The organism is Uniformispora flossi (assembly GCF_049534875.1).
Taxonomy (GTDB): domain Bacteria; phylum Actinomycetota; class Actinomycetes; order Streptomycetales; family Streptomycetaceae; genus Yinghuangia; species Yinghuangia aomiensis.
This window is the reverse complement of the sequence record NZ_JBMULZ010000002.1, coordinates 370,142-396,172: the sequence shown is the minus strand read 5'-3', so window position 1 is coordinate 396,172 and position 26,031 is coordinate 370,142. Positions and strand designations below refer to the sequence as shown.

The 26,031-nt window shown below is 72.8% G+C and carries 21 protein-coding genes; 8 read left to right on the top strand and 13 right to left on the bottom strand.

The window, feature by feature from the left end; genetic code table 11:
• Positions 1-100: 100 nt before the first annotated feature.
• The 4 genes from ACPA54_RS06075 to ACPA54_RS06060 all read right to left on the bottom strand — a co-directional run bounded on the left by ACPA54_RS06075 (position 101) and on the right by ACPA54_RS06060 (position 3,828).
• Positions 101-1,645, bottom strand: coding sequence for a proline-rich domain-containing protein (locus ACPA54_RS06075; protein ID WP_423527538.1), 1,545 nt, complete (start codon positions 1,643-1,645; stop codon positions 101-103).
• Between the two features lie 161 nt (positions 1,646-1,806).
• Positions 1,807-2,331, bottom strand: a complete 525-nt coding sequence (locus ACPA54_RS06070) for a DUF2231 domain-containing protein (RefSeq protein WP_423527536.1) — start codon at positions 2,329-2,331, stop codon at positions 1,807-1,809.
• Positions 2,332-2,494: 163 nt separating this feature from the next.
• Positions 2,495-2,875 carry a hypothetical protein gene (locus ACPA54_RS06065; protein ID WP_423527534.1) on the bottom strand — a complete coding sequence of 127 codons (381 nt, stop codon included), beginning with the start codon at positions 2,873-2,875 and terminating at the stop codon, positions 2,495-2,497.
• A 113-nt stretch (positions 2,876-2,988) separates the two neighbouring features.
• Positions 2,989-3,828 (bottom strand): formylglycine-generating enzyme family protein, encoded by an 840-nt coding sequence (locus tag ACPA54_RS06060; RefSeq protein ID WP_423527833.1) that lies wholly within the window; start codon positions 3,826-3,828, stop codon positions 2,989-2,991.
• A 319-nt stretch (positions 3,829-4,147) separates the two neighbouring features.
• Between ACPA54_RS06060 and ACPA54_RS06055 the strand changes: the two genes are divergently transcribed.
• The 3 genes from ACPA54_RS06055 (at position 4,148) to ACPA54_RS06045 (ending at position 10,536) form a co-directional block, all read left to right on the top strand.
• The gene (locus ACPA54_RS06055) at positions 4,148-5,719 is read left to right on the top strand and encodes a flavin-containing monooxygenase (protein WP_423527532.1); all 1,572 of its coding nucleotides are present in this window, start codon (positions 4,148-4,150) and stop codon (positions 5,717-5,719) included.
• A 105-nt stretch (positions 5,720-5,824) separates the two neighbouring features.
• Complete coding sequence (locus ACPA54_RS06050) at positions 5,825-8,377, top strand: SpoIIE family protein phosphatase (RefSeq protein ID WP_423527530.1); 2,553 nt, start codon at positions 5,825-5,827, stop codon at positions 8,375-8,377.
• A complete protein-coding gene (locus ACPA54_RS06045; RefSeq protein ID WP_423527528.1) occupies positions 8,374-10,536 on the top strand; it encodes a SpoIIE family protein phosphatase in 2,163 nt (720 codons plus the stop codon). The genes ACPA54_RS06050 and ACPA54_RS06045 overlap by 4 nt, the downstream gene beginning before the upstream one ends.
• A gap of 124 nt (positions 10,537-10,660) precedes the next feature.
• On the opposite strand, the gene ACPA54_RS06040 is transcribed toward ACPA54_RS06045, so the two are convergent.
• The 3 genes from ACPA54_RS06040 to ACPA54_RS06030 form a co-directional block, all read right to left on the bottom strand.
• Positions 10,661-11,746 (bottom strand): STM4015 family protein, encoded by a 1,086-nt coding sequence (locus tag ACPA54_RS06040; protein ID WP_423527526.1) that lies wholly within the window; start codon positions 11,744-11,746, stop codon positions 10,661-10,663.
• 70 nt (positions 11,747-11,816) lie between these two features.
• Positions 11,817-12,773: a cyclase family protein gene (locus ACPA54_RS06035; protein WP_423527524.1), complete on the bottom strand. Its 957-nt coding sequence runs from the start codon at positions 12,771-12,773 to the stop codon at positions 11,817-11,819.
• A 167-nt stretch (positions 12,774-12,940) separates the two neighbouring features.
• Positions 12,941-13,141, bottom strand: coding sequence for a hypothetical protein (locus tag ACPA54_RS06030; RefSeq protein WP_423527522.1), 201 nt, complete (start codon positions 13,139-13,141; stop codon positions 12,941-12,943).
• A 160-nt stretch (positions 13,142-13,301) separates the two neighbouring features.
• Here ACPA54_RS06030 and ACPA54_RS06025 point away from each other — a divergent pair, with 160 nt between their 5' ends.
• Both ACPA54_RS06025 and ACPA54_RS06020 read left to right on the top strand, forming a co-directional pair.
• A complete protein-coding gene (locus ACPA54_RS06025) occupies positions 13,302-13,541 on the top strand; it encodes a hypothetical protein (RefSeq protein ID WP_423527520.1) in 240 nt (79 codons plus the stop codon).
• A gap of 160 nt (positions 13,542-13,701) precedes the next feature.
• Positions 13,702-14,769 carry an FAS1-like dehydratase domain-containing protein gene (locus ACPA54_RS06020; RefSeq protein ID WP_423527518.1) on the top strand — a complete coding sequence of 356 codons (1,068 nt, stop codon included), beginning with the start codon at positions 13,702-13,704 and terminating at the stop codon, positions 14,767-14,769.
• Here ACPA54_RS06020 and ACPA54_RS06015 read toward each other — a convergent pair.
• From ACPA54_RS06015 to ACPA54_RS05995, 5 genes are all read right to left on the bottom strand, one after another.
• Positions 14,750-16,021: an NAD(P)/FAD-dependent oxidoreductase gene (locus tag ACPA54_RS06015; RefSeq protein WP_423527516.1), complete on the bottom strand. Its 1,272-nt coding sequence runs from the start codon at positions 16,019-16,021 to the stop codon at positions 14,750-14,752. The genes ACPA54_RS06020 and ACPA54_RS06015 overlap by 20 nt on opposite strands.
• The gene (locus ACPA54_RS06010) at positions 16,018-18,021 is read right to left on the bottom strand and encodes a LodA/GoxA family CTQ-dependent oxidase (protein WP_423527515.1); all 2,004 of its coding nucleotides are present in this window, start codon (positions 18,019-18,021) and stop codon (positions 16,018-16,020) included. The genes ACPA54_RS06015 and ACPA54_RS06010 overlap by 4 nt, the downstream gene beginning before the upstream one ends.
• Positions 18,022-18,234: 213 nt before the next feature.
• Positions 18,235-19,491, bottom strand: coding sequence for a vWA domain-containing protein (locus ACPA54_RS06005; protein WP_423527513.1), 1,257 nt, complete (start codon positions 19,489-19,491; stop codon positions 18,235-18,237).
• Positions 19,488-20,729 carry an AAA family ATPase gene (locus tag ACPA54_RS06000; protein ID WP_423527511.1) on the bottom strand — a complete coding sequence of 414 codons (1,242 nt, stop codon included), beginning with the start codon at positions 20,727-20,729 and terminating at the stop codon, positions 19,488-19,490. Before ACPA54_RS06000 ends, ACPA54_RS06005 begins: the two co-directional genes overlap by 4 nt.
• A gap of 153 nt (positions 20,730-20,882) precedes the next feature.
• The gene (locus ACPA54_RS05995) at positions 20,883-22,241 is read right to left on the bottom strand and encodes a hypothetical protein (protein WP_423527509.1); all 1,359 of its coding nucleotides are present in this window, start codon (positions 22,239-22,241) and stop codon (positions 20,883-20,885) included.
• A gap of 232 nt (positions 22,242-22,473) precedes the next feature.
• Between ACPA54_RS05995 and ACPA54_RS05990 the strand changes: the two genes are divergently transcribed.
• The 3 genes from ACPA54_RS05990 to ACPA54_RS05980 all read left to right on the top strand — a co-directional run bounded on the left by ACPA54_RS05990 (position 22,474) and on the right by ACPA54_RS05980 (position 25,031).
• Positions 22,474-23,427 (top strand): SDR family NAD(P)-dependent oxidoreductase, encoded by a 954-nt coding sequence (locus ACPA54_RS05990; protein WP_423527507.1) that lies wholly within the window; start codon positions 22,474-22,476, stop codon positions 23,425-23,427.
• Positions 23,428-23,548: 121 nt separating this feature from the next.
• Positions 23,549-24,013, top strand: coding sequence for a PPOX class F420-dependent oxidoreductase (locus ACPA54_RS05985; RefSeq protein ID WP_345676655.1), 465 nt, complete (start codon positions 23,549-23,551; stop codon positions 24,011-24,013).
• Positions 24,014-24,044: 31 nt separating this feature from the next.
• Positions 24,045-25,031 carry an LLM class flavin-dependent oxidoreductase gene (locus ACPA54_RS05980; RefSeq protein WP_423527505.1) on the top strand — a complete coding sequence of 329 codons (987 nt, stop codon included), beginning with the start codon at positions 24,045-24,047 and terminating at the stop codon, positions 25,029-25,031.
• 72 nt (positions 25,032-25,103) lie between these two features.
• Here the strand turns inward: ACPA54_RS05980 and ACPA54_RS05975 are convergent, their stop codons facing one another.
• On the bottom strand, positions 25,104-26,009 hold the full coding sequence (locus ACPA54_RS05975; RefSeq protein WP_423527502.1) for an NAD-dependent epimerase/dehydratase family protein: 906 nt from the start codon (positions 26,007-26,009) through the stop codon (positions 25,104-25,106).
• Positions 26,010-26,031 lie beyond the last annotated feature (22 nt).

Here is a 26,031-nt window from a genome sequence, read left to right as displayed (position 1 = left end):
AATGTGACCGCCACCCGAGAAGAACCCGAAAACCCCGAAGCAGCAGGAGCCGCCGAAGCAGCCGAAGCAGCCGGAGGCCCCGAGACCCCCGGCCCCCCGCCTACGACGAGTTCGGCGTCCGAGCCTCCGCCCCCTTGCCCGACGCCCGCCACGTGGTCGCCCCGCCCCCGGGCTCCCCGCCGTCCAGGAATTCCAACACGGCCAGCGCGAACAGGAAGGTCAGCGTGATCCCCAGGATGACCAGGCCCGTCGGGTAGCTCCACAGGATCAGCGCGATCGCCGCGCAGGCGAGGAAGGCCCACACGATCCACGTCTTGTACCGGTGCACCCACACGCCGAACGAGCCGGTGTTGAGGCCCACCGCCGACCGTGCCGTGCCGATGCCGGACTGCCAGCCGGTCCGCACCTTGGTGGCCCACTTCCCCGGACCGCTCAGCCACGCGCCCAGCGCCACGATGATGCCGAGCGTGATGATCATCCGCACCGACGCGCGCAGGTACCGCACGAGCGTGTCGTACACCGCCTCGGCCGCCGGACGGTTCACGTCCGCGGGCAGCCGGTCCGTGTAGATGAGCCGGAACACCGCCAGGCCGATCCCGAGCACCGCCACGCCCGCCGCGATCGCCAGCGACGCCGCGACCAGCGCGCGCCGCCGCCGCCGCGCCAGCAGCACGCCCGCGCCCGCGACGACCACGGTGATGATCGGCAGCCACACGCCCGCGATGTCGAGCAACCGGAAGTACGTCTTGAGCTTCCCGATGTCCTTCGACTCCACGAGCGTGAAGCTCGTGTGCACGTCGGGGATCTTCGCCGCGACGCCCAGGCCCTGGTCGACCAACTGCGTCTTCACCTGGGCGATCACCGGCGCGAGGTCGAGGGACACCGTATCGTTGTTGATCTTGATGCTGGCGTCGCCGCTTCCGGTGAGCGCCTTCACCATCGCCTGATGCGCATCGGTGATGAGCCTGACCCACAGGGTCTGGAACGCGTCGCTCTGCACGAAGTTCTGGACGACGGTGTGCACCAGGCCGTTGATGCCGCTGGTGATCGCGCCGCTCGCGCCGCCGAGGATGGTGTCCAGCCGCGGGCGGTCGCTGGGGGCGATGTCGTTGATGATCGCGTTGACGTCGATGTTCTGCATCACCGCGTCGGTGACCCGGTTGGTGACGGCGTTCTGCACGTCCGGGTTCGTCCCCAGCGGCTTCATCGTGGCGACGAACCGGCCGGTGTCGCTGACTTGGCTGTCCACCCACACGGCCGCCGCGGACAACGGCGCCAGCACGGCGGCGATCACGATCAGCAGCGCCGAGAAGAACGCCCGCACGCGGTGCTTCGGACGCTTCTGCGGCTGGGCTTCCAAATCGGCGACGCGCGCCCGCAAGGCGCGCAACTCGTCCTGGTCGGACGGGATCTGCGGAGTCGTCGGCGGAACCTGCGGGGGTCGGCCCGCCCCGTCCGGCGGGACCTGCGGGCCTGCCCCTTCCGGCGGAGTCTGCGGCGGCTGTCCCGCCCCTTCCGCAGGAGTCTGCGGGGTCTTGCCCAGCGAGGGGGGCGGTTCCGACGGTTTCGGTGGAACCTGCGAAGGCTTCTCGGGCGGTTCCGGAGGGATCCGCGGGGATGCGTCGTCGGGGCCGTCCGTGGCCATGTCACCCTCCGCGCGGGATCGTGCCGATCGAAGTCGTTCCGACCAGCACAACCCGGCGCGCAAAGCCCCGCAACCGGAGCCGACCCGCGGGCAATTGCGTATCAACCGGGAAAAATCCCGGGCTCAGGACAGGGTCGAAGGGCCGGCTGCCCTCCGAGCCCTCACATCACCGGCCCGGTACGGTGCCGTGCCCCGGACGTGTCCGCCTGCCACTCCTGCGCCTCCTGGGCGGTGTTCAGCGTGACGCCCACGTGGTAGGTCTGCACCAGCATCCAGCCCAGGAACCCGGCCATCATGGTGGCCAGCAGGCCGCCCGACGACAGCGCCAAGCCGAGGGTGGTGCCGCGGGACGGCGGCGGGCCGTCCCAGTGCTGCACATAGGTGCCGAGTACTGCGCCGAACAGGCCGAGCGCGACGACGTTCATCGCGGCGTGCGCACGGCCGACGCGCTGGGCGCGCGAGCCGCGCGGGATGCCGAACCACAGGTCGGTGGCTCCCGGCAGTGCCGCGAGCAGGGCGCCGCCGACACCGGCGATGTTCATCGCGATGGCGAAGTTCAGCCAGAACTGCTGCCCGTTCGAGGCGTAGACGGCGAGTCCCACGAGAGTGCCGGTGTAGCCGGCGACGGGATAGGCGACGAGCATCGGGTGAAGGGGATGCCCGGCGATCTTGGCCTTGCTGTACACGCGACGCCTCCTTGCCCGTCCACCCCGCACCGCGGGGGAAGATGCCAAGTCCGTCGCCTTCCCAGGCTACGACTCCGGGCCCGCGAACCCGCCGGACGGCGGCACCCGGTCGGCGCAGCGCGGCGCCTCGCCGACCGGGGCGCGGCAGCCGATCGGCACGGGCTCAGCACATTCCGCGGGCCTTCGCGATGTCCGGTTCGCTCTGGTGGATGTCGAACGTCCGGGCGATGACGTCCTGCGCATGCTTCAGCGTGTCCGCGAGCGGCTGGTGCTTCGGGTTGTCCGCCGCGGCGTTGGCGGCCAGGAGGGAGGCCGCGCCGAGCCGGTTGGTCGCGCGGTCGTAGTCGCCGAACTGTCCGCCGGACGGCGGGAGGTCGGGCATGCGCGGGGGCAACTGCCGCACCAGGGCGCACGCCGTCGCGAAGTCACTGCCGCCGGACGCCGTCGATCCGCCGCCCGAATCGCCGTCCGAGCATCCCGCCAGCACGACGACCGCGGCCGCCGTCATCGCCACCGCCGCAGCGCCGCCCCGGATCCGCCGCATTGCCGCCCCTCTCGTCCCCGTGCCCCCGTCAGCCGGACAGGCTAGGGACTGCGGCGCGAGGCAGGCAACCGTCAGGCCCGCGGCACCGGCCGACTCACTATGTTCTCAGGTACTCACACCGCATCCGCCGCGCAGCGGAACCCCGCATGCCCGCTCGAACTGTCCGGGCTGTTCGCCGTGCGCGCGCCGACGCGGTAGCGCGTGCAGTACGAGTCGTGGCACATGTGCGAGCCGCCGCGGATGACCTTGTCGCGGCCGGCGGCCGGGCCCGTCGGGTTCACCGCGTCGGGTTCGTGCGCCGTCGACCACCAGTCGGAGCACCACTCCCACACGTTGCCGGACGTGTTGTGGAGGCCGAAGCCGTTCGGGGCGAAAGCGTCGACGGGGGCGGTGCCGCGGTAGCCGTCGGCGGCGGTGTTCTTGGTCGGGAAGCTGCCGCGCCAGATGTTGCAGCGGTACGTGCCGTCCGGGTCCAGGTCGTCACCCCACGGGTAGCGGGCGTGCGCCAGGCCGCCGCGGGCCGCGTACTCCCACTCGGCCTCGGTCGGCAGGCGCTTGCCGGCCCAGCGGCAGAAGGCGTCGGCGTCGTGCCAGGAGATGTGGACGACCGGGTGGTCGGCGCGTCCGTCCAGGCCGCTGCCCGGGCCTTCGGGGGCGTGCCAGGCGGCGCCGGCGACTCCGCACCACCACGGGGTGCGTTCCGGACGGGGTGCGCCGCGGCGCAGGGCGGCGGGCAGGAACCCGGCGAAGACGTAGGACCAGCCGAGTCGCTCGGCTTCGGTGCGGTAGCCGGTGGCGTCGACGAAGGCGGCGAAGCGCTCGTTGGAGACGGCGTACGCGTCGATCCGGAACGGGTCGACGGTGACCGTGCGCACCGGCCCTTCGCCGTCGTCCGGGAACCCGTCGGGGTCGTCCGAGCCCATGAGGAACGCGCCGCCGGGCAGGTCGACCATCGTGTCGGGCTCCGTGTCGGGCTCCGTGTCGGGCTTCGTGTCCGCTTTCGTGTCCGGCGATCGGGCGGCGGGGGAGAGGGCGAGCGGGACGGCGGCGGTGCCGGGAGGGTCGGGTATGACGAGCGGGGCCGCCGCGGTGCGCGCGGGCGCGCAGCACGCCGGGGGAGGGGGAATGTCCACGGGATGCTCCTCGCGACGGTGGAATATGTGCTGATGTACATATCACAGGCGTGATGTGGATGACCCGCGCCACGGAATGTGGATGACCCGTGCCACAGGGGGGTGAGATCGGGCCCGGTTTGGCTCCACACTGGGGCGCATGACGACTGGCCGTACGACGACGGGGCGCACGACGACCGGGCGCGAGACGACGCACCGGGACGTGGTGATCGTGGGCGCCGGCCTGTCCGGCATCGGGGCCGCCTACCGGCTGCAGACCGAGTGCCCGGGCCGCAGCTACGCGATTCTCGAAGCGCGCGAGGCGTCGGGCGGCACCTGGGACCTGTTCCGCTACCCGGGCGTCCGGTCCGACTCGGACATGTTCACCCTCGGCTATCCGTTCCGGCCGTGGACCGATGCCAAGGCGATCGCCGACGGGCCGTCGATCCTGCGCTACATCCGGGAAACCGCCGCCGAGTACGGCATCGACGAGAACATCCGTTACCGCACCAAAGTCGTCGGCGCCGACTGGTCGTCCCGCGACGCGTGCTGGACGCTCGACCTGGACTGCGCCGGCGACGACGGCACGGTCGAGCGGCAGACGCTCACCTGCGACTTCCTGTACTCGTGCGCGGGCTATTACGACTATGCGAGCGGCCACACCCCCGAGTTTCCCGGCCTCGACGCCTACCAGGGCACCGTCGTCCACCCGCAGTTCTGGCCCGACGACCTCGACTGGGCGGGCAAGCGCGTCGTCGTCATCGGCAGCGGCGCGACCGCGGTGACTCTCGTCCCGTCCCTCGCCGGCGAGGCGGCGAGCGTGACGATGCTGCAGCGGACCCCGACGTGGATCAGCGCCGTCCCCGGGCGCGACGCGATCGCCGACCGGATCCGCGCCGTCCTGCCGCCGCAGGCCGCGCACCGGGTCGTGCGGACCAAGAACATCCTGTTCATGATCGGCGTCTACCAGTTCTGCCGCCGCAGCCCGCAGGCCGCGCGCCGGATGTTCACCAAGTTCAACACCCGCATCCTGCGCGACGAGCAGGCCGTCAAAGAGCACTTCACACCGCCCTACAACCCGTGGGAGCAGCGCCTGTGCGCGGCGCCCGACGCGGACTTCTTCCGGGCGGTGCGGGACGGCAACGCCGACGTCGTCACCGGCGGCATCGACACGTTCGTACCCGACGGGATCAAGCTGGCCGACGGCCGCGTCCTGCCCGCGGACATCGTCGTGACCGCGACCGGGCTGCGCCTCCTCGCGTTCGGCGGCATCACCCCCACCGTCGACGGAGCCGCGGTCGACCTGGCGAAGCAGTTCGTGTGGCGGGGCGCCATGCTCACCGGCCTGCCCAACTTCGCGGTGTGCATCGGCTACACCAACGCGTCCTGGACGCTCCGCGCCGACCTGACGTCGCGCTTGGTCTGCAAGGTCCTCAACCACCTGGACCGGCACGGCTACGCCGCCGTCGAACCCCGCCCCACCGGCCCGCTCGACGAACGCCCGCTGCTCGACCTGATGTCCGGCTACGTCCGGCGCTCGATCGACGCCTTCCCCCGGCAGGGGCACCGCAGCCCGTGGAAGGTCCGGCAGAACTACGTCCTCGACGCCGCGACGACGATGCGCACCAACTTGCACCGCACGCTCCGGCCGATCCGCCGCCCCACCCCGTCCGAGGGATCTCCGCAGGTCACCGGCCGTGCCGCGGCGTCTTCGGCGGGTTCGTCAAGTTGACATCACCCCCTGCGGGGCGTACTCCCGAAGTATGTGCGCGCGAGCAGCATCCGCGTCCCCGTGCCGTGTTCCGCAGCGGCACGGGCCGACGTGCGGGAGGCTCCGATGACCGGGACCAAGCCCCGGCCGGACGCCACGGGCGCGCGTCTTCCCGAAACGCCCGAGGCCGCCGAACCCGAGGGGCTCGTCGACGAGCTCGACACGATCCTGTCCGAGGGCCTCAGCGAGGCCGTGTACGCGTCCGACGCCTACGGCGGCGTGGTCTACCTGCGGTCGCATGACGGCCGCTCCCTCGTCCTCGCCAAAATCGCCGGGCTCGCCGTCTCGCTGCTCGACCCGTGGCGGCGCATCTCGGTCACCAGTCCGCTGCCCACCGCCGCGGCCTACCGCAACGGCCGCACCGTGTTCCTCGCCGACGGCGGAGAAACGATGCGGCGCTTCCCGCAGCTCGCCATCGGCATGCCGTACGCCTTCGGCTCCGCCAACATCCCGCTCCGCTCCGGGCCCGACATCCTCGGCGTCCTGTGCGTCCTGTGGCCCGCGACCCCCGCCGAGGGCCTGTCCGTGCCGCGCAGCCGCCGGCTCCGCGCCGCCACCGTCCGCCTCACCGACGCCCTCGCGGCCTACGCCGCCGACCACGACGTCGCCTACGACGGCCCGCCCAGCCCCACCCCGCTCGGCCCCGCCGCGCTCGCCCCGAACCGGGTCGGCCTCTTCGACTGGAACGTCGACACCGGCGACTTCCGCGCCGACGACGAAGTCTGCGCGCTCTTCGGCATCGACCCGCGCGACTTCGACAACCGCGCGGAAACCCTCGCCGACCGCGTCATCACCGGCGGCGGCCGGGAATTCCGCAACGCCGCCCGCCGCGCCGTCGACACCGGCCACGTCCTCGCCTGGCGCATGCAGGTCCACGCCGTCGGCGGCGCCCGCCGCATCCTCGAATGGTGGGGCCGAGTACCGGACGACCACCCCCGCGCCACCGGACGGCACCTGGTCGGCGCCATCCTCGACCTCGGCACCAGCGCCGCCGCCGCGGAAGCCGTCGAACGCCTGCGCGAAGGCGTCTTCTCCCTCGCCCCCGACGGCCGCATCACCTACGCCAACCGCCGCCTGCAGGGCATGCTGCGCGTCCGCCTCGACGACGTCCTCGGCCGTACTCCCTGGGAAGCCCTGCCGTGGCTCGCCGACCCCGTCTACGAGGACCGCTACCGCGCCGCCATGCTGTCCCAGCAACCCGGTTCGTTCCTCACCACCACGCCGCAGGGCGACCGGCTGGAATTCACGCTCTACCCCGACCCGTACGGCCTCACCGGCACCGTCGCGCCCGCGGACCCCGACGCCCCCGGCCCGCACGCCGCCGTCGTGCCCCGGCCGCCGTCCACCGCGGCACCGCCCCGGCTCGGCGCCATCTACCACGTCCTCGCGATGGCGGCCGCGCTCACCGAAGCCGTCAGCGTCAGCGAAGTCTGCGACGTCGTCACCGACCAGATGCTCCCCGCCTTCGGCGGCCACGAACTCGCCATCTACATCGTCCGCGACCAGCGCTTCCACCTGGCCCGCCAGGCCGGCTATCCGGACGGCTTCCTCGACCCCTTCGAAGGCGTCTCCCTCGACAGCCGCCTCCCCGGCGTCGACGCCCTCACCCGCGGCACCCCGATCTTCATGGAATCCCTCGCCGAACTCGTCGCCGCCTACCCCGACGTCCTCGTCGACGAGATGAGTTCCTGGGCGTTCCTCCCGCTCATCGCCTCCGACCGGCCCGTCGGCACCTGCATCCTCGGCTTCCGCGACCCCCACGTCTTCACCCCCGAGGAACGCTCCGTCCTCACCGCCCTGAGCGGCCTCATCGCCCAAGCCCTCGAACGCGCCCGCCTCTACGACGCCGAATTCACCCTCGCCCGCGGCCTCCAGCACGCCCTGCTGCCGCACCGCCTGCCCACCCTGCCCAACCTCGACATCGCCGCCCGCTACCTGCCCGGCACCCAAGGCATGGAGATCGGCGGCGACTGGTACGACGTCATCGAAACCGGCTCCACCGTCGCCCTCGTCATCGGCGACGTCGAAGGCCACAGCGTCGCGGCCGCCGCCACCATGGGCCAACTCCGCAGCGCCGTCCGCGCCTTCACCACCGGCGGGCAGACCCCCGGCGGCGTCGTCTGGCACACCAACCGGCTCCTCAACGACCTCGACCCCGGCCTCACCGCCAGCTGCTGCTACATCCGCCTCGACCCGCACACCGGCCGCGGCGACATCGTCCGCGCCGGACACCCCCCGCCGATCCGGGCCGGCCCCGACGGCAGCAGCACCGTCATCGAAACCCCCGGCGGCGTCCTCCTCGGCGTCGACCGCGACACCGTCTACCCCGTCACGCCCTTCCGCCTCGACCCGCACGACCTCCTGCTCCTCTACACCGACGGCCTCGTCGAAGAACCCGGCGCCGACATCGACGACGGCATCGGCATGCTGCGCCGTTCCCTGCACACCGCACCCGCCGGCATGCCCACGGAAATCGCCGACCGCCTGCTGCACGACGCCGGCCGGCTCACCAGCCGCGCCGACGACGTCGCGCTGCTCGTGGCCCGCTGGAACCCCGGAAAGCACCCCGGCGGGCTCCCCGCAGACCGGCCTCCCGGACGGAAAGAGGGCACGCCATGACCGGCCCGTATCCGTGGGACCCCGACGCCGGCGACACCGGGTCCGAGCCGGCGTGGCTGCGCCACATGCTCCGCCAAGCCCCCATCGGCATCGCGATCGTCGACACCGAACTGCGCTGCGCCTGGCTCAACGACACCCTCGAACGCAACGGCGGCATCCCCCGCGAACAACGCCTCGGCAAGCGCCTCAGCGACGTGCTGCCCGGCCTGCCCGCCCGCCAGCTCGAGACGTACATGCGCAACGTGCTCGACACCGGAACGCCCCTCATCGACCACGAGTACCGGGGCCGCACCGCCGCCGACCCGGAACACGAACACGCTTACTCCACCTCGTTCTTCCGCCTCGAAGACCAAACCGGCGCGGTCCTCGGCGTCTGCTACCTCGTCATCGACGTCACCGATCGCTGGAACGCCCGCCACCGCCTCGCCCTGCTCTCCGACGCCGGCGCCCGCATCGGCACCACCCTCGACGTCGCCGCCACCGCGCAGGAACTCGCCGACGCCGCCGTCCCCGCCCTCGCCGACTTCGCCGCCGTCGACCTCCTCGACACCATCCTCCGCGGTGCCGAACCGGCTCCCGGCCCGCTCCGCGGCAGCGTCGATCTGCGCCGCACCGGGCAGCGCTCCACCGACGGCGGACTCGCCGAATCCACCTCCGCCACCGGCGAGATCGCACCGATCGCGCCGGGATCGCCCGCCGAACGCAGCCTCGTCGACGGCCGCGCGGTCCTCGAACCCGTCCTCGACCCGGAGACCGTCTCCTGGCTCGCCGCCGATCCGCCCGCCGCGGCCCGCGCCCGGGAACTCGGCATGCACTCGCTCATGGTCATCCCGATCCGGGCCCGCGGCATCACCCTCGGCGTGGCGCACTTCTTTCGGCGCGCCACCCCCGACCCGTTCGAGGGCGACGACCTGATCCTGGCGGAGGAGTTCGTGTCCCGGGCCGCGGTGGCGATCGACAACGCGCGCCGCTTCACCCGGGAACACGCCGCGGCGCTGGCGTTGCAGCGGAGCCTGCTGCCGCACGCGCTGCCGAAGCAGCCCGCGGTCGACGTCACCAGCCACTACATGCCGGCCGACCCGCGGGCGGGCGTGGGCGGCGACTGGTTCGACGTCATCCCGCTGTCCGGCGCACGCGTCGCCCTGGTCATCGGCGACGTCGCCGGGCACGGCGCGCACGCCGCGGCCACCATGGGCCGCCTGCGGGCGTCCGTGCACACGCTCGCCGACCTCGACATGGCACCCGACGAACTCCTCGCGCACTTGGACGACCTGGTCATCCGCTTCGTGGACGAGGAGGACACCGGGTACGACGGCGTCGACACCACGGCGCTCGGCGCGAGCTGCCTGTACGCCGTCTACGACCCGGTCAGCCGACAGTGCAGCATGGCCCGTGCGGGGCATCCGCCGCCCGCGGTGGTGCTGCCCGACGGCGAAGTGACCTTCCCGGACCTGCCCGCCGGGCCGCCGCTGGGATTGGGCGGACTGCCCTTCGAGTCCGCCGAGTTCGATCTGCCGGCCGGAAGCCTCATCGTGCTGTACACCGACGGCCTGGTGGCGGACCGGGACCGGGACATCGAGTCCGGGCTGGAGCGGCTGCGGGTAGCGCTGGCCGACCCGGGGCGGCCGTTGGACGACGTCACCAAATCGGTCCTCGACACGGTCCCGGTGCATCCGCCGGAAGACGACGTGGCGCTCCTGGTGGCCCGGACGCGGGTGCTGGACACGTCACGGGTGGTGACCTGGGAACTGCCCGCCGACCCGGCCGTCGTCGCCGAGGCCCGGAACCACACCAACCGGCAGCTGACCGTGTGGGGGCTCGACGACGCGGCGTTCACCACCGAGCTGGTCATCAGCGAACTGGTCACCAACGCCATCCGCTACGCCCGCGGCCCGATCCGGATCCGGCTGATCCGCGACGACACGCTGATCTGCGAGGTCTCCGACACGACCAGCACGGCACCGCGGCTCCGCCACGCGCGGACGACCGACGAAGGCGGCCGCGGACTCTTCCTCGTCGCGCAGTTCACCCAGCGGTGGGGGACGCGGTACACCCAAGACGGCAAGACGATCTGGGCGGAACAGCAACTGGCGTCGGCACCGACCGGCGCACCGACGGGAATCCCGGGACCGGAGGGGAATCCGGCGAATCTGCTGTGAGTCCCGCGGCGGCCGGTCGCGGGTGCCTCGGTTGCCCGGTGATACCTCGCCCGTCCGGCCCAAAGCCGTGTCGCTGCCCGGAGCCCGTCCTCGGCATCGCCGCCCCGGCAGCCCCGGGCCGCCGCTATTCCGCGACTTGGGTGTAGCGGCCTTCGGCAGGGGTGCGGGCACCCGCCAAGGGCGTGCGGGCCTCGTCGGCAGCGACGCGTACGCCCGCCGGTTCGAGGGCGTCGCGGAGGCGCTGCACCACGCTTTCGCTCACCAAGTGGTGCCGCAGGTTCAGGTATCGGAGATGGGTGAGCGGCTGCCCGGCCAGCAGCGCTTCGGCGCCGGCGTCGGACAGCACGCCCATGGACAGGTCGAGTGCGTCGAGACGCGCGACGACGGGGGCGCCGGCGACCGCGGTGGCGATGGCGTCCTGGATCTCGGCGTTCATCAGGCCCAGCCTGCGCAGGTGTGGGAAGCGCGTGCCGTCGAGCAGGCCCGCCAGGTCGGCGACTTCCGCATCGCCGCCGTAGGCGGACACGCCCAGCCACAGATCGAGATGCTCCAGCGCGGGGAACTCGCATGCGGCGACGGCGCGAGGGAGTGCCGCGGGCATGCCCCCGGTCTGGAACTCCAGGCGTCGCAGCGCGGCATGGACGAGCGGACGCAGCACAACCGGCGCATCGAGGGCGGCACCGAGCCCGAGTTGCGGTCCGGTGTGGTCGCGTTCGAGACCGAAGCGGTAGCCGAGGCTTTCCAGGCGTGGGAAGGCTTCCAGGACGGGCGTCACGTCGTACGCGCTCAGCCACGAGACCTCGGACTCTTCGCCCACGATGTCGCCGATGAACAGGTGACGGAGCGCCGGGAAGGCGGTGGCGTGCGCGCACAGTTCCCGCACGGGGTCGGGTGCTTGGGACAGCACGTCGGTGTGCCAGTAGCCGATGACCAGGGCCTGCACCTTGGCCGTGTCGACGGTGTGGACGAAGCGCTCGAACAGCCCGGCGAGACCGATCGGGGCGTCGACATGCGTGGACAGCCGCCACGCGACGGCTTCGGCGGGGGTGTCCAAGGCATCCGCGTAGGGCCCGAACTCGGCCTCTTCGGGGTCGACACCGGTGAAGCCGTCGGGGCCTTCCGCGGCGCCCAGTTCGTCAAGGTCGTCGTAGGTCAGGAACTCCTGGACGGGCAGGCCGCCCCATTCGGCGAGATGGTACCAGGTGCTCATGGGGCTCCCGTCGGGCTGGGCGTGCGGGAGGGGGAGCCTAGGGGAAGGGGCCGACGGTCTGTCGGGTTGGTCAGTCGGCTGTGCCGGGCTCGGGCAGTACCGCGTAGGTGCGGACGGTGAAGGTGCCCATGCCTTCCACTGCGGGTGGGGCGGCGTGGAAGCGGAAGTCGGTCGGCGGCAGCTGTTCGAGGCCGCGCAGGTGTTCGACGATGGGGATGCCCGCGGCCAGGAGGGTGGTGTGGGCCGGGCGGGTCGGGGCCGCGGTGTCGTCGATGTTCACGGAGTCGATGCCGACGAGGGCGGGGCGTTGGTCGGCGAGCCAGGCGGCGGCTTCGGCGGTGAGGTAGGGGTGGCCGCCCGCGCCGTAGGCGTCGGTGCCCCAGTGGCGGGCCCAGTCGGTGTGGATCAGGACGGCGCGGCCGGTGACGTCGTACGGCAGCAGGGTGTTGCGGTCGACGGCGGGAGTGTCCGCGCCGAGCGTGCGGATCACCAGGCCGTCGAGGTCGACCAGTCCGTCGAGGGGGAGAGCGGCCAGGTCCGCGCCGTCGTCGAAGCGGTGGAACGGGCTGTCGAGGTAGGTGCCGGTGTTCGCGACCATGGAGATCCGCCCGATGTGGAACTCGGTGCCGGGTCCGTAGTGGTCGCGGGAAGCTTCGCGCGACAGGTGGTCGGTGATGTCGGGGCCGGGCAGGCCCGGATAGGTGACCATGCCGTGCCGGATCGGGTGGCTCAGCTCGACGATCCGGCCTGGGGCCCGGTTCGGTGCGGCGACACCGCGGCCGCCCTTGTGCGGCTCGCGCAGCATCCGCACGTTGGTGATCCGCACGCTGCCGACCATGAGCAGGCCGAGATGGCGCACGAACAACGCGGCGATGTCGTCGGTGCCGAGGTCCGGACCGGGCGCGTCAAGGCGGAACTCCTGAGCCTGCAATCCGCCGCCGTTGGCGAATGCGACGTCCGCGTCGAATTGGACACGCCACTGGTGCGCGTCGTGGTCGTCGGGCGTGGTGGGCTCGGTGATCTCCATGGCCACGATGGTAGGCCGCACTCCGAGCAGCGGAGCGCGGCCGGGAACCGGCGTGCGGCGGGGGCGCGAACGCGTTGGTCAGGAGAGCGCGTTGCGCCTTGCCGCCGCGCCCAGGTAGCGGGCGCTCGCCTCGGCCTCGCGGCGCTGTGGGGTGCGGTCCACCGCGATCACGCCGAAGAGCGGTCTTCCGTCGCCACGCCGGACACGTAGCCCTCGGCGCTGGGGAGCCGGACGGACAGGTCGTCGCCCAGGCGGAAGGTCCGGTTGTCCCAGCCCTGGCGGTCGACCGGGCGCACCGGAAGGTCGGCCCACTGGGGGAATTGGCCGCGAACCAGCGTCCGGACCAGGTCGGCGGTGATGTCGGGCATGGAGCAAGTATCCGTGGGGAGCGTGTGCGGGACGCCTGGCGGCGGCCGCGTGGGCGGTGATTGAGTGCTTTGGCGATTCGGCGGCCGGGTGGTCTGGTGTGGCGGGCGGATCATGCGATCATGTGGATTCCGGCTCGGGTGCGGTGGGGAAGGCGGCGGCGTGGCAGGGCGGCATCGAACGGTGGTGCGGCGGGTGCGGCAGTCGCGTAGGGCGATGCCGTGGTGGGCGTTGATCGCCGCGCTGGTCGTCATGGTCGTCGCCGATCGCCTGCTGGTGGCCATGGAAGCCCCGCTGGTCCTGCGTTGGAGTGCCTCGCCCTTGGTGGTGGGCGGTGTGCTGGCGACGGCGGCCGTGGCGCGCCGGAACGAGGGAGGGGCTGTTTCGCGCGATCGGTCCTGAGGGGCAAACGGGTGGAATCGACCGGCGAATCGACCGGCCGATCGACCCGTGAGTCGACCGCGGAAGGCCGCCTCGTGAGCGCTCGATGATTGACATCCCTTCGCCGCACCGTTTCCATACGTGTCGAAAACACGTTTTGGAAGCGTCATGGGGGAGTGGCATGGACACCGCGGAACTCGATGCAGTGCTGGCGTCGTTCGTCGGCAAGCCGGTCGGCTCGGGCAGCCCGACGGTGGCACCCGATCCGGTGAACCAGCCGATGATCCGCCACTGGGCCGCCGCGTTCGGGGACGGGAACCCGGTCTACACCGACCCCGAGTACGCCGCGAAGTCCCGTTTCGGCGCGATCGTCGCGCCCCCGCTGATGCTCCAGACCTGGACGTTCCCGACGCCGCAGCTCGTCGGTATCGCCGAACGCGGCGGCGCCCCCACCGAGTCCACCGGGGAATCGCCGCTCGCCGTCCTCGACCGCGCCGGGTTCGTCGGCACGCTGGCCTCCAATTCCGAGTACGAGATCCACCGCTACCTCGAACTCGGCGAAACGCTGTCCGTCACCACGGTCTTCGAGTCCATCTCGGCGGAGAAGACCACCCGGATGGGCGTCGGCCGCTTCATCACGTGGATCGCCACGTACGTCGACGACACCGGCGAGCCGGTGGCCGTCCAGCGGTTCCGCATCTTCAAGTTCCGCCCCCTGGCCGCCGCCCCGGCCGCGGCGAAGGCGGGAACCCGCGCGGACGCCAAGGCGGATGCCGCCGAGGCGGACGCCCCGGTAGCGGCCGAGGCGGAAGCCGAGCCGACGACCGCGGCGCCCGCGCCCGGTGACAAGATCGCCGTCGGCGCCCCGCTCCCCGAACTCCGCATCGACGTCACCGCCACCCTGGTCGTCGCCGGGGCCATCGCCACCCGCGACTTCATGCCGGTGCACCACGACCGCGACTACGCCCAGGCGCACGGTTCACCCGACATCTTCATGAACATCCTGTCGGACACCGCCTACTGCAGCCGCTACCTCACCGACTGGGCCGGCCCCGAGGCCGCGGTCAAGAGCCTCGCGATCCGGCTGGGCGTGCCGTCGTTCCCCGGATCGACGCTCGTGTTCACCGGATCGGTCACCGGTGTCGAGGAAGCCGGCGACGAGCACGTCGTCGCCGTCGAACTCCGCGCCGACAACAACCTCGGCCCGCACGTCACCGGCACCGCGACGCTCACGCTTCCGCGGACGTAACCGGACGGACCTCCGCCCCGGCATCGGCACCGAGGCCGGCGCCGCTGTCGGACCCGGCTTCGGACGTGGCTGCGGACCTGGCCTCGGCACCGGCCGCGGACCCGGCTGCGGCTCCTGCCTCGGACCCGAGCCCCGGCCCCACATCCGCCCCGCCACCCTGCCTCCGCTGCCAGAACGGCCGGTCCGCCCACCGGGTCTCCGCCCGGTAGTACGCCAGGCGGTTGCGCAAGTACGCCATCGTCACCGTCCGCACGTCCTCCGCATACCGGTCGCCCGCCGCCGCGTCGCCGGACAGCGCCGCGTCGACCGCGCGGCCTGCGCGCAGGCCGGTGTACAGCGCGGTCAGGATCCCCTGCGACGACAGCGGGTCGTAGGCCGCGGCCGCGTCTCCCACCGCGACCCACCCCTCGCCGCACGGCCGGTCGAGGAACGCCGTGTGCGCCGGGGCACGCCGCGGGCGCAGGTCCGGCGGGAACGGATGTTCGGCCACCCGAGCCGCCGTGTGCGGTGCCGAGGCGAGGCGGGCGCGGAACGCGTCGGGGGCGGCGAGTTCGCAGGCGGTGGCCAGGTCGGTGTCCGTGTAGCGGACCAGGAGGCGCCGGCCGCGCGGCAGAAGCGCCGTGTACCACCACCCGTCCGGGGTCGCCTCGACGAGCGTCGACGCGTCCTCGGCCGCCGGATCGCCCGCGTCGAGGGTGAGATGGACGGCGATCAGCCGGTCGAAGCCGCGGCGCCGGGCGCCCGCCGCGACGGCGAACGCCGCCGGGCGGCCCGTCGCGTCGACGATCCACCGGCAGCGGACGTCCCGGCCGCCGTCCATCCCGCACACCGGGACCGTCCAGCCGTCCCCGGTGCGGCGCGCCGCGGACGGCATCACCCGCCGCTGGACCACGTCGCCCCCGCGCTCCGCGGCAACCGCGCGCAACGCGTGGTCGAACGCGGGGCGGTCGATGTGCCAGCCGTGCCCGTGCGGGTCGAAGATCGCGTCCGCCGACGCGAGCTCCGGAGAGCCCCACACCGATTGGTTCGCCTGGCATGGCACATGTCCTTCGTCGCGGAGGACGCTCTCCGCGCCCAGGTCGCGCAGCAGCGGCCGGGCGGCCGCGGGCAGCGCCTCGCCCACGGCTGCCGGGCCGCCGCCGGAGTGCGCGAGCAGCACGCTGCGCCCGGCGGCGGCCAGGGCGAGGGCGGCGGCCGCTCCCGCCGGGCCGCCGCCCGCCACCACGACGTCGTATGCGTCGCGTTCCGTCACGAGGCCGACCCGCCGCCTCCCGCCCCCGCCGGGGGCTTGCCGTTGGCACGTTCCTCGCCGAGCGGGTCGAGCTTGTCGATGTAGCCCACCGTGATCTCGTCGCCCTCGAACTCGGTGGCGTCGGCCGCCGCGGACAGCACCGACTGCATCACCCCGGCGTCCGCGGCCGCGGACTGCGGCACGTGCAGGGTCAGCATGTTGCGGTGCGGCGACACCCCGGTCAGGTCGAAGCCCGGCTTCGATTCGACCTGGATGTGCTTCGGGAAGCGGCCGTCGCCGACGGTGTAGTCGTGGATCTCGACGATGCCGAACTTGTGCCACGACTTCACGGCCTGCGCGAGCTGCTCGGGGTACGTGCCGTGCAGGCCGCGCAGCCACGTCGCCCGCCGGGCGAACGCCGCCTCGCGCGAGTCCGGGACGGCGTCGGTCACCGGACCGCCCTTGTTCACGATCGCGAAGTCGTCGGCGGTCAGCACATGGTTGGGCACGCGCGCGGGCCAGAACGTCGGCATGTACGGGTCGTAGGGCGCGGCCAGCCCCGCCTGCGACTCGTATCCGGACCGGCAGCTCGCGGTGTCCGTCTGCCACGGGATGGCCATCCACCGGGTCAGGTCACCGGGACCCTGCGCATGCAGCGGCCCGTCGGCGGCCAGGACCTTCTCCGGCGTCAGCTCCTCGCCGTAGTCCGGCTCCGCCTGCCCTTCCGGGCGCGGCAGGATGCGGAACGGGGCGGCGTACATGGTCGCGTGCCGGATCGGCCAGGTCACCTCGCAGCCCGGATGGAACGCGTCCGCGAGGCAGAAGTCCAGGGCCGCGCGGTCGAGCAGGCCGGGTTGGTCGGGCACCGGCGCGTCCTCCAGACGCCGCGGGAAGCCCGGCCACGGCGCGGTGTCGAAGTCGCCCTCGGCCCACTTGCGCAGCATGGCGATCTGCGTGTCGGACAGCGTCATGTACTGCAGCGGCGACTTGGGCTTGCTCGCCATGGCGTCGCCGTAGAACCACGGCCACGGCAGCGGCGACAGGCCGTCCCGGTCGTGGTTGCGCATCATCAGGTAGACCTGGCGGCGCAGTTCGAGGTACGTGACGGAGGTGCTGCCGAGCCGCCGCATCATCTCCGGTGCGGTGAACTCCTCCGGTCCGCCGAAGCCGAAGTGGGCCGCGAAGCCCGCGTTCACCCACTGGAGGTCGACGAAGCGCCGCAGGATCGGCTCGATGTCGCGGGCGAACGACACCTTCGGCGGGGCGGAGAGCTGCCCGGTGCCGAGGAAGACGTCGTACAGCAGGTCGTGCAGCGTGCGCACGGTCTTGATGTCCGGCGCGTAGTTCGGCGGGGCGACGACCACCCACGCGGGCTCGACGCGGACGGCTTTGCCGCCGATCGAGACGGCCGCGGTCACCGGGCCGTCCGACGTGTCGTCGTACCAGCCGTCGTTGTTGCCGTACGACGTCGGCGGCACACCCGAGGGCGACGCCGACGTGCCGTGCCCGCCGAGCACCACGAGCCGTCCCGCCTCGTCGGTGTGCATCGAACCGAGCGGCACCGGGACGCCCATGAAGCTGCCGCCGGAGAACTCGACGCTCGACCGCGACGCCGCGTCCAGGACCTTGCGGCCCGGGTCGATGGTCAGCTTGGCGCGGTCCACGCCCTTGTTGCGCCGTACCGAGGAGTGACCGGCCATGTCGGGGATGTCGAACGCGAGGTTGAACTCGTACCAGGCCGCTTTGCGGTTGGCGACGTGCACACCCCATTCGATGCGCACCGACGTGTCGGCGGTGGTGAGTTCGCGCACCACGGTGCCGTCGGCGCGGTAGCCGTACAGGCGGAAGCGGGCGGCCTGGCGTTTGACCGCCCCGGTCTTGTCCTTGTGCGAGCCGGGTTTCGTCGGCTCGGGGTCGGGTGTCTCGGGACCGTAGAACCAGCCGTCGGCCAGCGTGCTGTTGCCGACCCGGGCGATGCCGATGGCCGGGTGGATTCGCACGTAGGAGATCTCGTCGCTCAACGCAGGGCACCCCTTTCCGTGCGCCCGACGTGGGGGGTATCGCGCGCACCGTCGTCTGCCGCGCGGCCAGGGTGCAGGCCGCGGAGCGGGGGTTCCCGGCCGCGCGCCCTCCACCCTGGCCAAGCATCGGGGCGCGCCACCAGACCGGTTGCCCCTTCCGGGGGACCGGCTTCACGCGTTCGGCGCAGGAAACGCGGCATATGCCGGTGCGCGTCAGCCGATTTCGACGACCCGGGCCCACTCCGGCGGTTTGTCCGGCACGTACTCGGCATCGTCCTCGTTCCACGATGGCGTGCGCAGCCGCCCGAACAGGCCGATCACCGTGCGGCAAGCCGGTTTGGCGGAGGGCCACGGCGTCTGCCCGTCGGTCAGCACCACCACGACGTCGGGCTTCGGCCGGGACCGCAGCGCGCGGGCGAAGCCGGCCCGCAAATCGGTGCCGCCGCCGCCGATCAGCGCGATCCCCTCGGAGCGGCAGATCGGCGTCACCCGGCTCGCGGCCCCGTCGCACGACAGCACGGACACCAAGTCCCGGCGGCCGCCGACCGCTTGGGCGATGGCCGCGACTTCGAGGAGCGCGCTGCCCAGTTCGAGGTCGGTGACGGAGGCCGACGTGTCCACGATCACGCACACGCGCGGCGGTTGGCGCCGCAGGCTCGGCAGCACCGCGCCGGGCACCGCCGCGGACCGCCGGGCCGGGCGCGCGAACGTGTAGTCCCCGCCGCCTCCGGCCCCCGCCGTCGCGGAGCGCACCGCGGCGCCGAGCAGCCGCCGCCAGGGCTGCGGCGGATGGAACACGTGCTCGGCCCACCGCCGCCATTTCCCGGCCCCGCTGCCCGGGTGGCCCCGGATGGCCTCGGCGACCCGGAACCGCACTCCGTCGCGTTCCTGTGCGGTGAGCCCGTGTGCGCCGCTCGGGCCGAGGTCCCACTCCCGTTCGCACCCGTCGGAGCCGCTGCCGCAGTCGAGCCACACCATGCCTTCGGTCCCGCGCCCGAGGCGGAACTGCCGCAGGTAGTCCTCCATCAGCAGCCCGTCGTCCAGACCCAGCATGCTCGGCTGGACGGCGCCGTGCGGAGTGACCAGCCCGTCGCCGAACACGTCGTCGTTGATCTCGAAGTCCGCGGCGATGTTCATCCGGAGCCGTTCCCCGGCGCCGGTCAGGCCGCGTTCCCGGGCGACCCGGTCGCTTCGGGCGTGGTGGTCGCGCAGCAGATGCGACACCTCGTGCACCCAGATCGCGGCCAGGTCCTCGACCGGGGTCTGCGCGACGAACGCCGGCGAGGCGTAGCAGCGCCAGTGCGCGTCCACGGCCATGGTCGGCACCGTCCGCGACTCGACGACGTGCAGCGCGAACAGCGCGGTCGCCAGGTACGGCCGGGCTCGGACGGCGTGCAGCCGCGCCGTGTACAGCTTCTCGGTGTCCAGCGCGGCGGACGTGTCCGCCGCGACGGCAATGCGCTCGCTCATCGCGCACCTGCCGCGGTCCGGGCGGCGGCACGGTCGGCGCCGCGGGAGAGCGCGACGGCTCCGGCGAGCTTGTCGATCGTCACCGGGACCTCCCAGTCGTCGCGGCGCAGCGCGGCGAGGGTGGTCGCGGGCACGACCACTACATCCGGCGGCCCGGTTTCGACGGCGTGGGCGAGTACGGCCCACGCGGCTTCCCAGCGCGCTTTGTCGGGCTTGTTGCGGACGGCCTGCACGACCCCGTCCAGGCAGGCCTGGCGGCGGTCGCCGCGCTCCGGCAGCGGGATCGCGGTCGGGTCGGCGAGCAGCGCTTCGGGGTCGGGCAGGTCCATGCGGTCCATGCTCGCCAGCAGTTCGAGGCCCGGCCCGTCGCCGACGGTGCCGCGGACCAGCAGCGACAGCACGTCGCGTGAGGAGCCGGTGGCGGTCGCGAAGGCGATCAGGCTCAGGGTCATCTCCCAGGTGCGCGGCGACGGCCAGGCGCCGCCGCGGCGGACTTCGCCGTTGGGCAGCCGGTGGACGAGCGTCGGGCGCACTTCGAGCAGACCGCACACCGCCCGGCGGGCGAAGTCGACGGCGGAGACCAGGCGTTCCGGGTCGAGCCGGGGCAGCGTGGCCCGCGGCCAGGTGCCGCCGAGGCCGCGGATGACGACGTCGTGGTCGTGGACCCACGGGAGGTGCACGAACCGGTTCGCGAGCGGCGGGCTCAGCTCCCAGCCGTCGGCCGCCGACGACTGGGGGTTGGCGGCGGCGACGATCCGGATGCCGGGCGGGAGTTGCACGGATCCGACGCGGCGTTCGAGGACGAGCCGGAGCAGCGCCGCCTGCACGGCGGGGGGTGCGGTGGACAGTTCGTCGAGGAAGAGCAGCCCGTGGCCGGCCTCGACGAGGCGTACCGCCCAGTCCGGCGGTGCCATCGGCACGCCGTTCCGGGCGGGATCGTCGCCGACGATCGGCAGCCCGGAGAAGTCCGACGGTTCGTGCACGCTCGCGATCACCGTGGTCAGCGGCAGGTCCAGGGTTTCGGCGAGCTGGGTGAGCGCCGCGGTCTTGCCGATGCCCGGTTCGCCCCACAGCAGCACCGGCAGGTCGGCGGCGACCGCGAGCATGAGGGCTTCGAGTTGCAGGTCGGGGCGGGGTTCGGTGTCCGTGGCGCGGAGGAGGGAGAGGAGGTCGCCGGCGGTGTCGAGCGGGGATGCGGCGGTGGTTGCGGGGTCGTGGAGCAGGGGGAATGTTGTCATGAGTCATCACCTTGGGAGGTCGCAGGAGCGGTGCGGGCGCGCCGGACGGAGGACCCGGCGCTTTCGAGGCCGTCGGCCGTCGGCGGGATCGGCTCAGGTGCGGAACGGGGTGCGGAACTAGGTGCGGAACGGGGTGCGGAACCGGGTGTGGAACTAGGTGCGGCCCAACAGGGCCCGGTTGCGGCGGATGCGCCGTAGGCCGCCGTGCCCCGCGATGTGGTGCGGGTTCCGTCGGCCGCGCGGCAGGAGCCCCGACCGGTACAGGCCGTAGGCGACCCGCCCGTCCACCGCCGCCTGCAGTGCGTCCCGCAACGGCCCGTCGCGCAGCACCGCTTCGGGCCCGAGCAGGGTTTCCACGACGACCAGAGCCCCGGCGACGTCGCCGTGGTCGAGCCGGGCGCGGACTTCGGCCAGCCGGTCCGGGCGGCGGTGCGCCGTGTCGATCGCCCGCAGGCATGGCAGGGGCGGGCCGCCGAGCGCGGCCAGGAGTTCCTCGCGGCGGATGGTGTCCGGGTCGTGGTCCAGTGCGGTCAGCATGCCGTCGACCAGCCCGATGCGGTGCCGGGCGCCGTTGCAGTCGAGCACCACCGGGGCGCCGGGCTGCGGTACGGACGCGGTGCGGTCCGCGGGGTCGTGGTCGGGGACGAGCGCCGCGGCGACCAGCGGATGCAGGTCGTCGGCGTCGACGAGCCCGGCGCGCAGCAGTTCGACATCGGGCGGTACCCAAGTGGCGGCGTCCGGCAGCACCGGCAGGGCCAGGGCGGCTCCGTCGAGCGGGGCCGCGACGATCCGCGGCTCCGGAGTGCCGTCGCCCATGGGGTGCACGATCATCCGGCAGCGGCTGCCGAGGCGCACCGCGACCGGGCCGGGGTCCAGGCCGGCGGCGGCACGCAGGATGCGTGCTTCGTCCGGCCAGCGCCGGGCGGCATGGGCATCGGGCAACTCGTCCGGCATTCCCGGGGGATCGTCCCCGAGCAGCGCGTCCGCCCCGGAACGGAACCGGAGTTCCCCGGCCTGCCGGACATCCCACAGGTGCCGGTGCAGGTCGAGGCGGAAGCGCGGATGGGGATGCGGGTGCGGGTGCGGTGGCCCGGAGGGGGTTCCGTCCCACAGCGCCAGGCTGATGCGCTGTCCGGCGCCGGCCCAGGCCGGGGGAGTGCGGGCCACCAGGGACACCGGCGCGTCGTCGTCGGCGTACCGGGCCAGGACGATGGTCAGCCCGGGCCGGAGCAAGCCGTCGTCGGCGGTCCTCGGCATGTGCCAGCGGAGCAAGTCCGGTGCCAGGTGCCGGAGATCGTCGCGCAGGCGGTCCTCGAACGGGCGGCCCCGGGAACGCCGCACGGCGGCGAGGCGGAAATCGACGTCGAATCCCGCGCCTGCGCAGGCTCCGGCCCAGTCGCCGGCCAGGCGTCGCACGGTGGCGGTTTCGATCATGGTGGGCGGCACGGCGAAAGCGCGCACTTGCCGCCAGCGGTCAAGTCGGGGGTTCCCGATCGCGGTCCGGGTGAGCATCAGCACTCACTTCGCGCGGTCGAGACCTCCGATCCGGTGTAGGAGAAAGTCGTCATCGCGGACGACCATAGCGGGCCGCGGGGTCCGCTGCCAGGGCCTATTCGCCGACCGGCGGGAATCGGCGGTCGGTGCCGGAGCGGTCGCGAGGCCTAGCGGGCGTGCGCGGGGTGGTGGCAGTCTCGCCTGCCGACCGCTATATATTTGATTGAGTCTATTAATTGTGAGGTGTCGCGTGGACGCATTGCGCTTCGACGGCCGGGTCGCCGTCGTCACCGGAGCCGGACGCAATCTCGGGCGTGCCTACGCCCTCGCGCTCGCCGCCGCCGGAGCGAAGATCGTGGTCAACGACCTCGGCGTGCCGATCAGCGACACCGACGGCTCCGGCGACCGGCCCGCGGAGAACCCCGCGCTGGAGGTCGTCCGGGAGATCGAGGCGCTCGGCGGCGAAGCGGTCGCCAACACCGACAGCATCGCCACCGCCGAGGGCGGCGCCGCGATCGTCGAGACCGCCGTCAAGGCGTTCGGCCGCGTCGACATCGTCGTCAACAACGCCGGCGTGGTGCGCAGCGCCCCGTTCGCCGACCTCACCCCGGACCTGATCCGGCCGGTGCTCGACACCCAGCTGGCGAGCATCTTCCACGTCACCGGCCCGGCGTGGCGGCTCATGGCCGCGCAGGGCTACGGCCGGGTCGTCAACATCAGCTCCGGCTCGGCGTGGTCCGGAGTCCCGGAGTTCGCGGCGTACGGCGGCGCCAAGGCCGGCGTCATCGGCATGACCCGCCAGATGGCCACCGAAGGCGCCCCGCTCGGCATCAAGGTCAACGTGGTCGCGCCGTACGCCAAGACCCGCCCGGGCAGCGGCTTCGGCCCGATCCCGCCCTCCGACGAGCTGAACGCGTGGATGCGGCCCGAGTTCCTCACCCCGCTCATCGGCCTGCTCGCGCACGAGGACTGCCCCGTCACCGGCGAGTGCTTCGCCGCGGGCGCCGGCTACGTCAGCCGCGTCGTCATGACCACCACCCAAGGCCTGTTCGACCGCGACATGACCCCCGCCACGCTGCTGCGCGACTGGAACCAGGTCATGGAGACCGACGCGATGGCGGTCGTCGGCCACGACGGCGGCGGCACGCTCCACAAGATGATCACGCCGTTCGTCGAGCGGCAGCAGGCCGGCAACGGCGGCTGACGGCCCGGCACCCGGCCGCGCCGCGGCCGGGTCCCGGGACCGAGGCAACTTAGGGTGCCGGAGAAGAGCCGCACGCGCCCGCGTGCGGCGGCAGATCCGGAACGGAAGGCCGATACCGAGCATGAGCCGCCCCATCGCCACCAACACCACCGTCGACCTGGCCGGACTCCTGGACTTCGTCCGACCCCGGCACCGCGCCCTGCTGCTCACCCGGCGTGCCGACGGCACGCCGCAGGCATCGCCGCTCACGTGCGGGGTGGACGACGCCGGGCGGCTCGTCATGTCCACCTATCCGGAACGCGCCAAGACCCGCAACGCGCGCCGGGATTCCGCGGTCAGCGTGGTCGTGCTGTCCGACGAATGGAACGGCCCGTGGGTGCAGATCGACGGGGACGCGGAAGTCCTCGACGTGCCCGAATCGGTGGAACCGCTCGTCGAGTACTTCCGCAACATTTCCGGCGAACACCCGGACTGGGACGAGTACCGCGCCGCGATGGCGACGCAAGGCAAGTCCCTCATCCGGGTGACGCCGCGCCGCTGGGGTCCGGTCGCGACCGGCGGATTCCCGGCCCGACTCGTCGACTGATACCCAGCCGCGTCTCCCCCGAGGTGAACCCGTGCCCGTCAAGTGCATCAACTTCGAGCTGCGGCACCCCGCGGCCTTCGGACGTACCGGCCAAGAGGTGTACGCCGCCGCGCTCGACATGATCGCCTGGGCCGACGAACACGGCTTCGCCCGCGTCACCTTCGGCGAGCACCACCAGTCGCCCGACGGCTACATCTCCAACCCGCTGCTCGTCGCCGCCGCGGTCGGCGGACGCACCCGCACCATCCGGGTGCGGATCTCCGCGCTGCTCGCACCCCTGTACCACCCGCTGCGCCTCGCCGAGGAAGCCGCCGTCGCCGACCTGTGCCTCGGCGGCCGCCTCGACCTCGGCATGGCCGTCGGCTACGTCGAAGACGACTTCGACGCCTTCGGCGCCGACTACCGCAGCCGCGGCCGGTTCCTCGAGGAACTCGTCCCGTTCCTCCGCCAGGCCTGGACCGGCGAACCGGTCGTGTGGCAGGGCAAGACCGTGCGGGTGACGCCGCGCCCGGCCCAGGACCCGATGCCGATCTACCTCGGCGGCTCGGTCCGCGCGAGCATCGACCGCGCGGCGCGCCTCGCCGACGGCTACTTCCCGCCGATGCCGCAGTTCTGGAAGTACTACCGCCGCGCATGCGCCCGGCACGGCAGGCCCGACCCCGGCGAACTCGCCCCGCGCGGACCGATCTTCCTGTGGGTGACCACGGAGAAGAAGGAAGCGGTGTGGGAACGCCTGGCGCCGCACATCCGGCACCAGATCAACTCCTACGGGGAATGGACCGCATCGGCCTACACCGACCCCTTCGGACCGTTCGTCCCCACCCGCGACATCGCCCAACTGAGCCAAGGCGGCGCGTACGCCGTCGTCGACCCCGACGAAGCGATCGCCCTCGCGACCGGACTCGGGGCCGACGGCGAACTGCACCTCAACCCGATGCTCTCCGGCATCGCCCCCGACGAAGCCTGGCGCATGCTGCGCACCGTCGAGGAACGCGTGCTTCCGCACCTGCCGCACTGAACCCGCACGCGACCCGTACCGGATCTGCCGGACGCGCACGCACCGGCACGGCATCCGCCGCGGCGGCGACGGTCACGCGGTGTCCTCCACCACGCGCCGGATCCCGGTGCGCCAGTCCACCGCGCACGGGCCGGTGAACGAGCGGCGGCGCGTGGTGTCCAGCACCTGGCCACGCAGCGTGCCCGGCTGCGGTTTGACGTCGACCACGGCGTCGAGACCGGTCAGTTCGCCCATGTAGGCGGCCCACTCCTGCACGCTGACCGGCTCGTCGCCGCCCCAGTTGACGATCGTGGCCGGCGTGGACGCGGCGGCGAGCAGCGCCTCGGTCTGCATGTTGATGTCGTCCTGGTGGATCGGGCTGTACATGCACGGGTCCCAGCGGGTCACGACCGGGCCGCCCGCGCGCAGCGCCGCGAGGTGCAGGCCGGGCAGGCCGCCGTTGCCGTAGCTGCCGTACGAGGCGTTCATCCGCGCGATCGTCACCGGCAGGTCGAACGCCCGCGCGCAGTACCGCGCGACGGCCTCCCCGGCGATCTTCGAGAACGAGTAGGTGGCGGCGAAGTTGTGCGCGTCGCCGAGCGCGGCGTCCTCGCCGTACACGTGGTGCGGGTCCTCGTGCGGCTTGAGCACCGACGCGGTCGACATGACCAGCGCGGCCTTCGCCTTGCGGCAGTGCCGCAGCAGCAGGCCGGTGCCTTCCGCGTTGACGCGCAACGCCTCGTCGTAGTCGTCGCCGACGGCGATGTACGCGGCCAAGTGGAGCACGTACGTGAAATCGTCCGGCAGGTCGCCGAACTCGCCGGCCGCGAGATCCACCCGCCGCGTCGTGACCCCGAGCGCGTCCACCCGCTTCCGTTCCTCGGGATTGCCGAAGCGGGCTATGCCCCACACCTCGTTGTCGCGCGCGAGGTACTCGGTGAGCGGGAACGCGATCTGTCCGGCCGGGCCGGTGACCAGGATCTTCTCGCCGGAGAGCATCGGGGGCCTCCCAGGGGATACG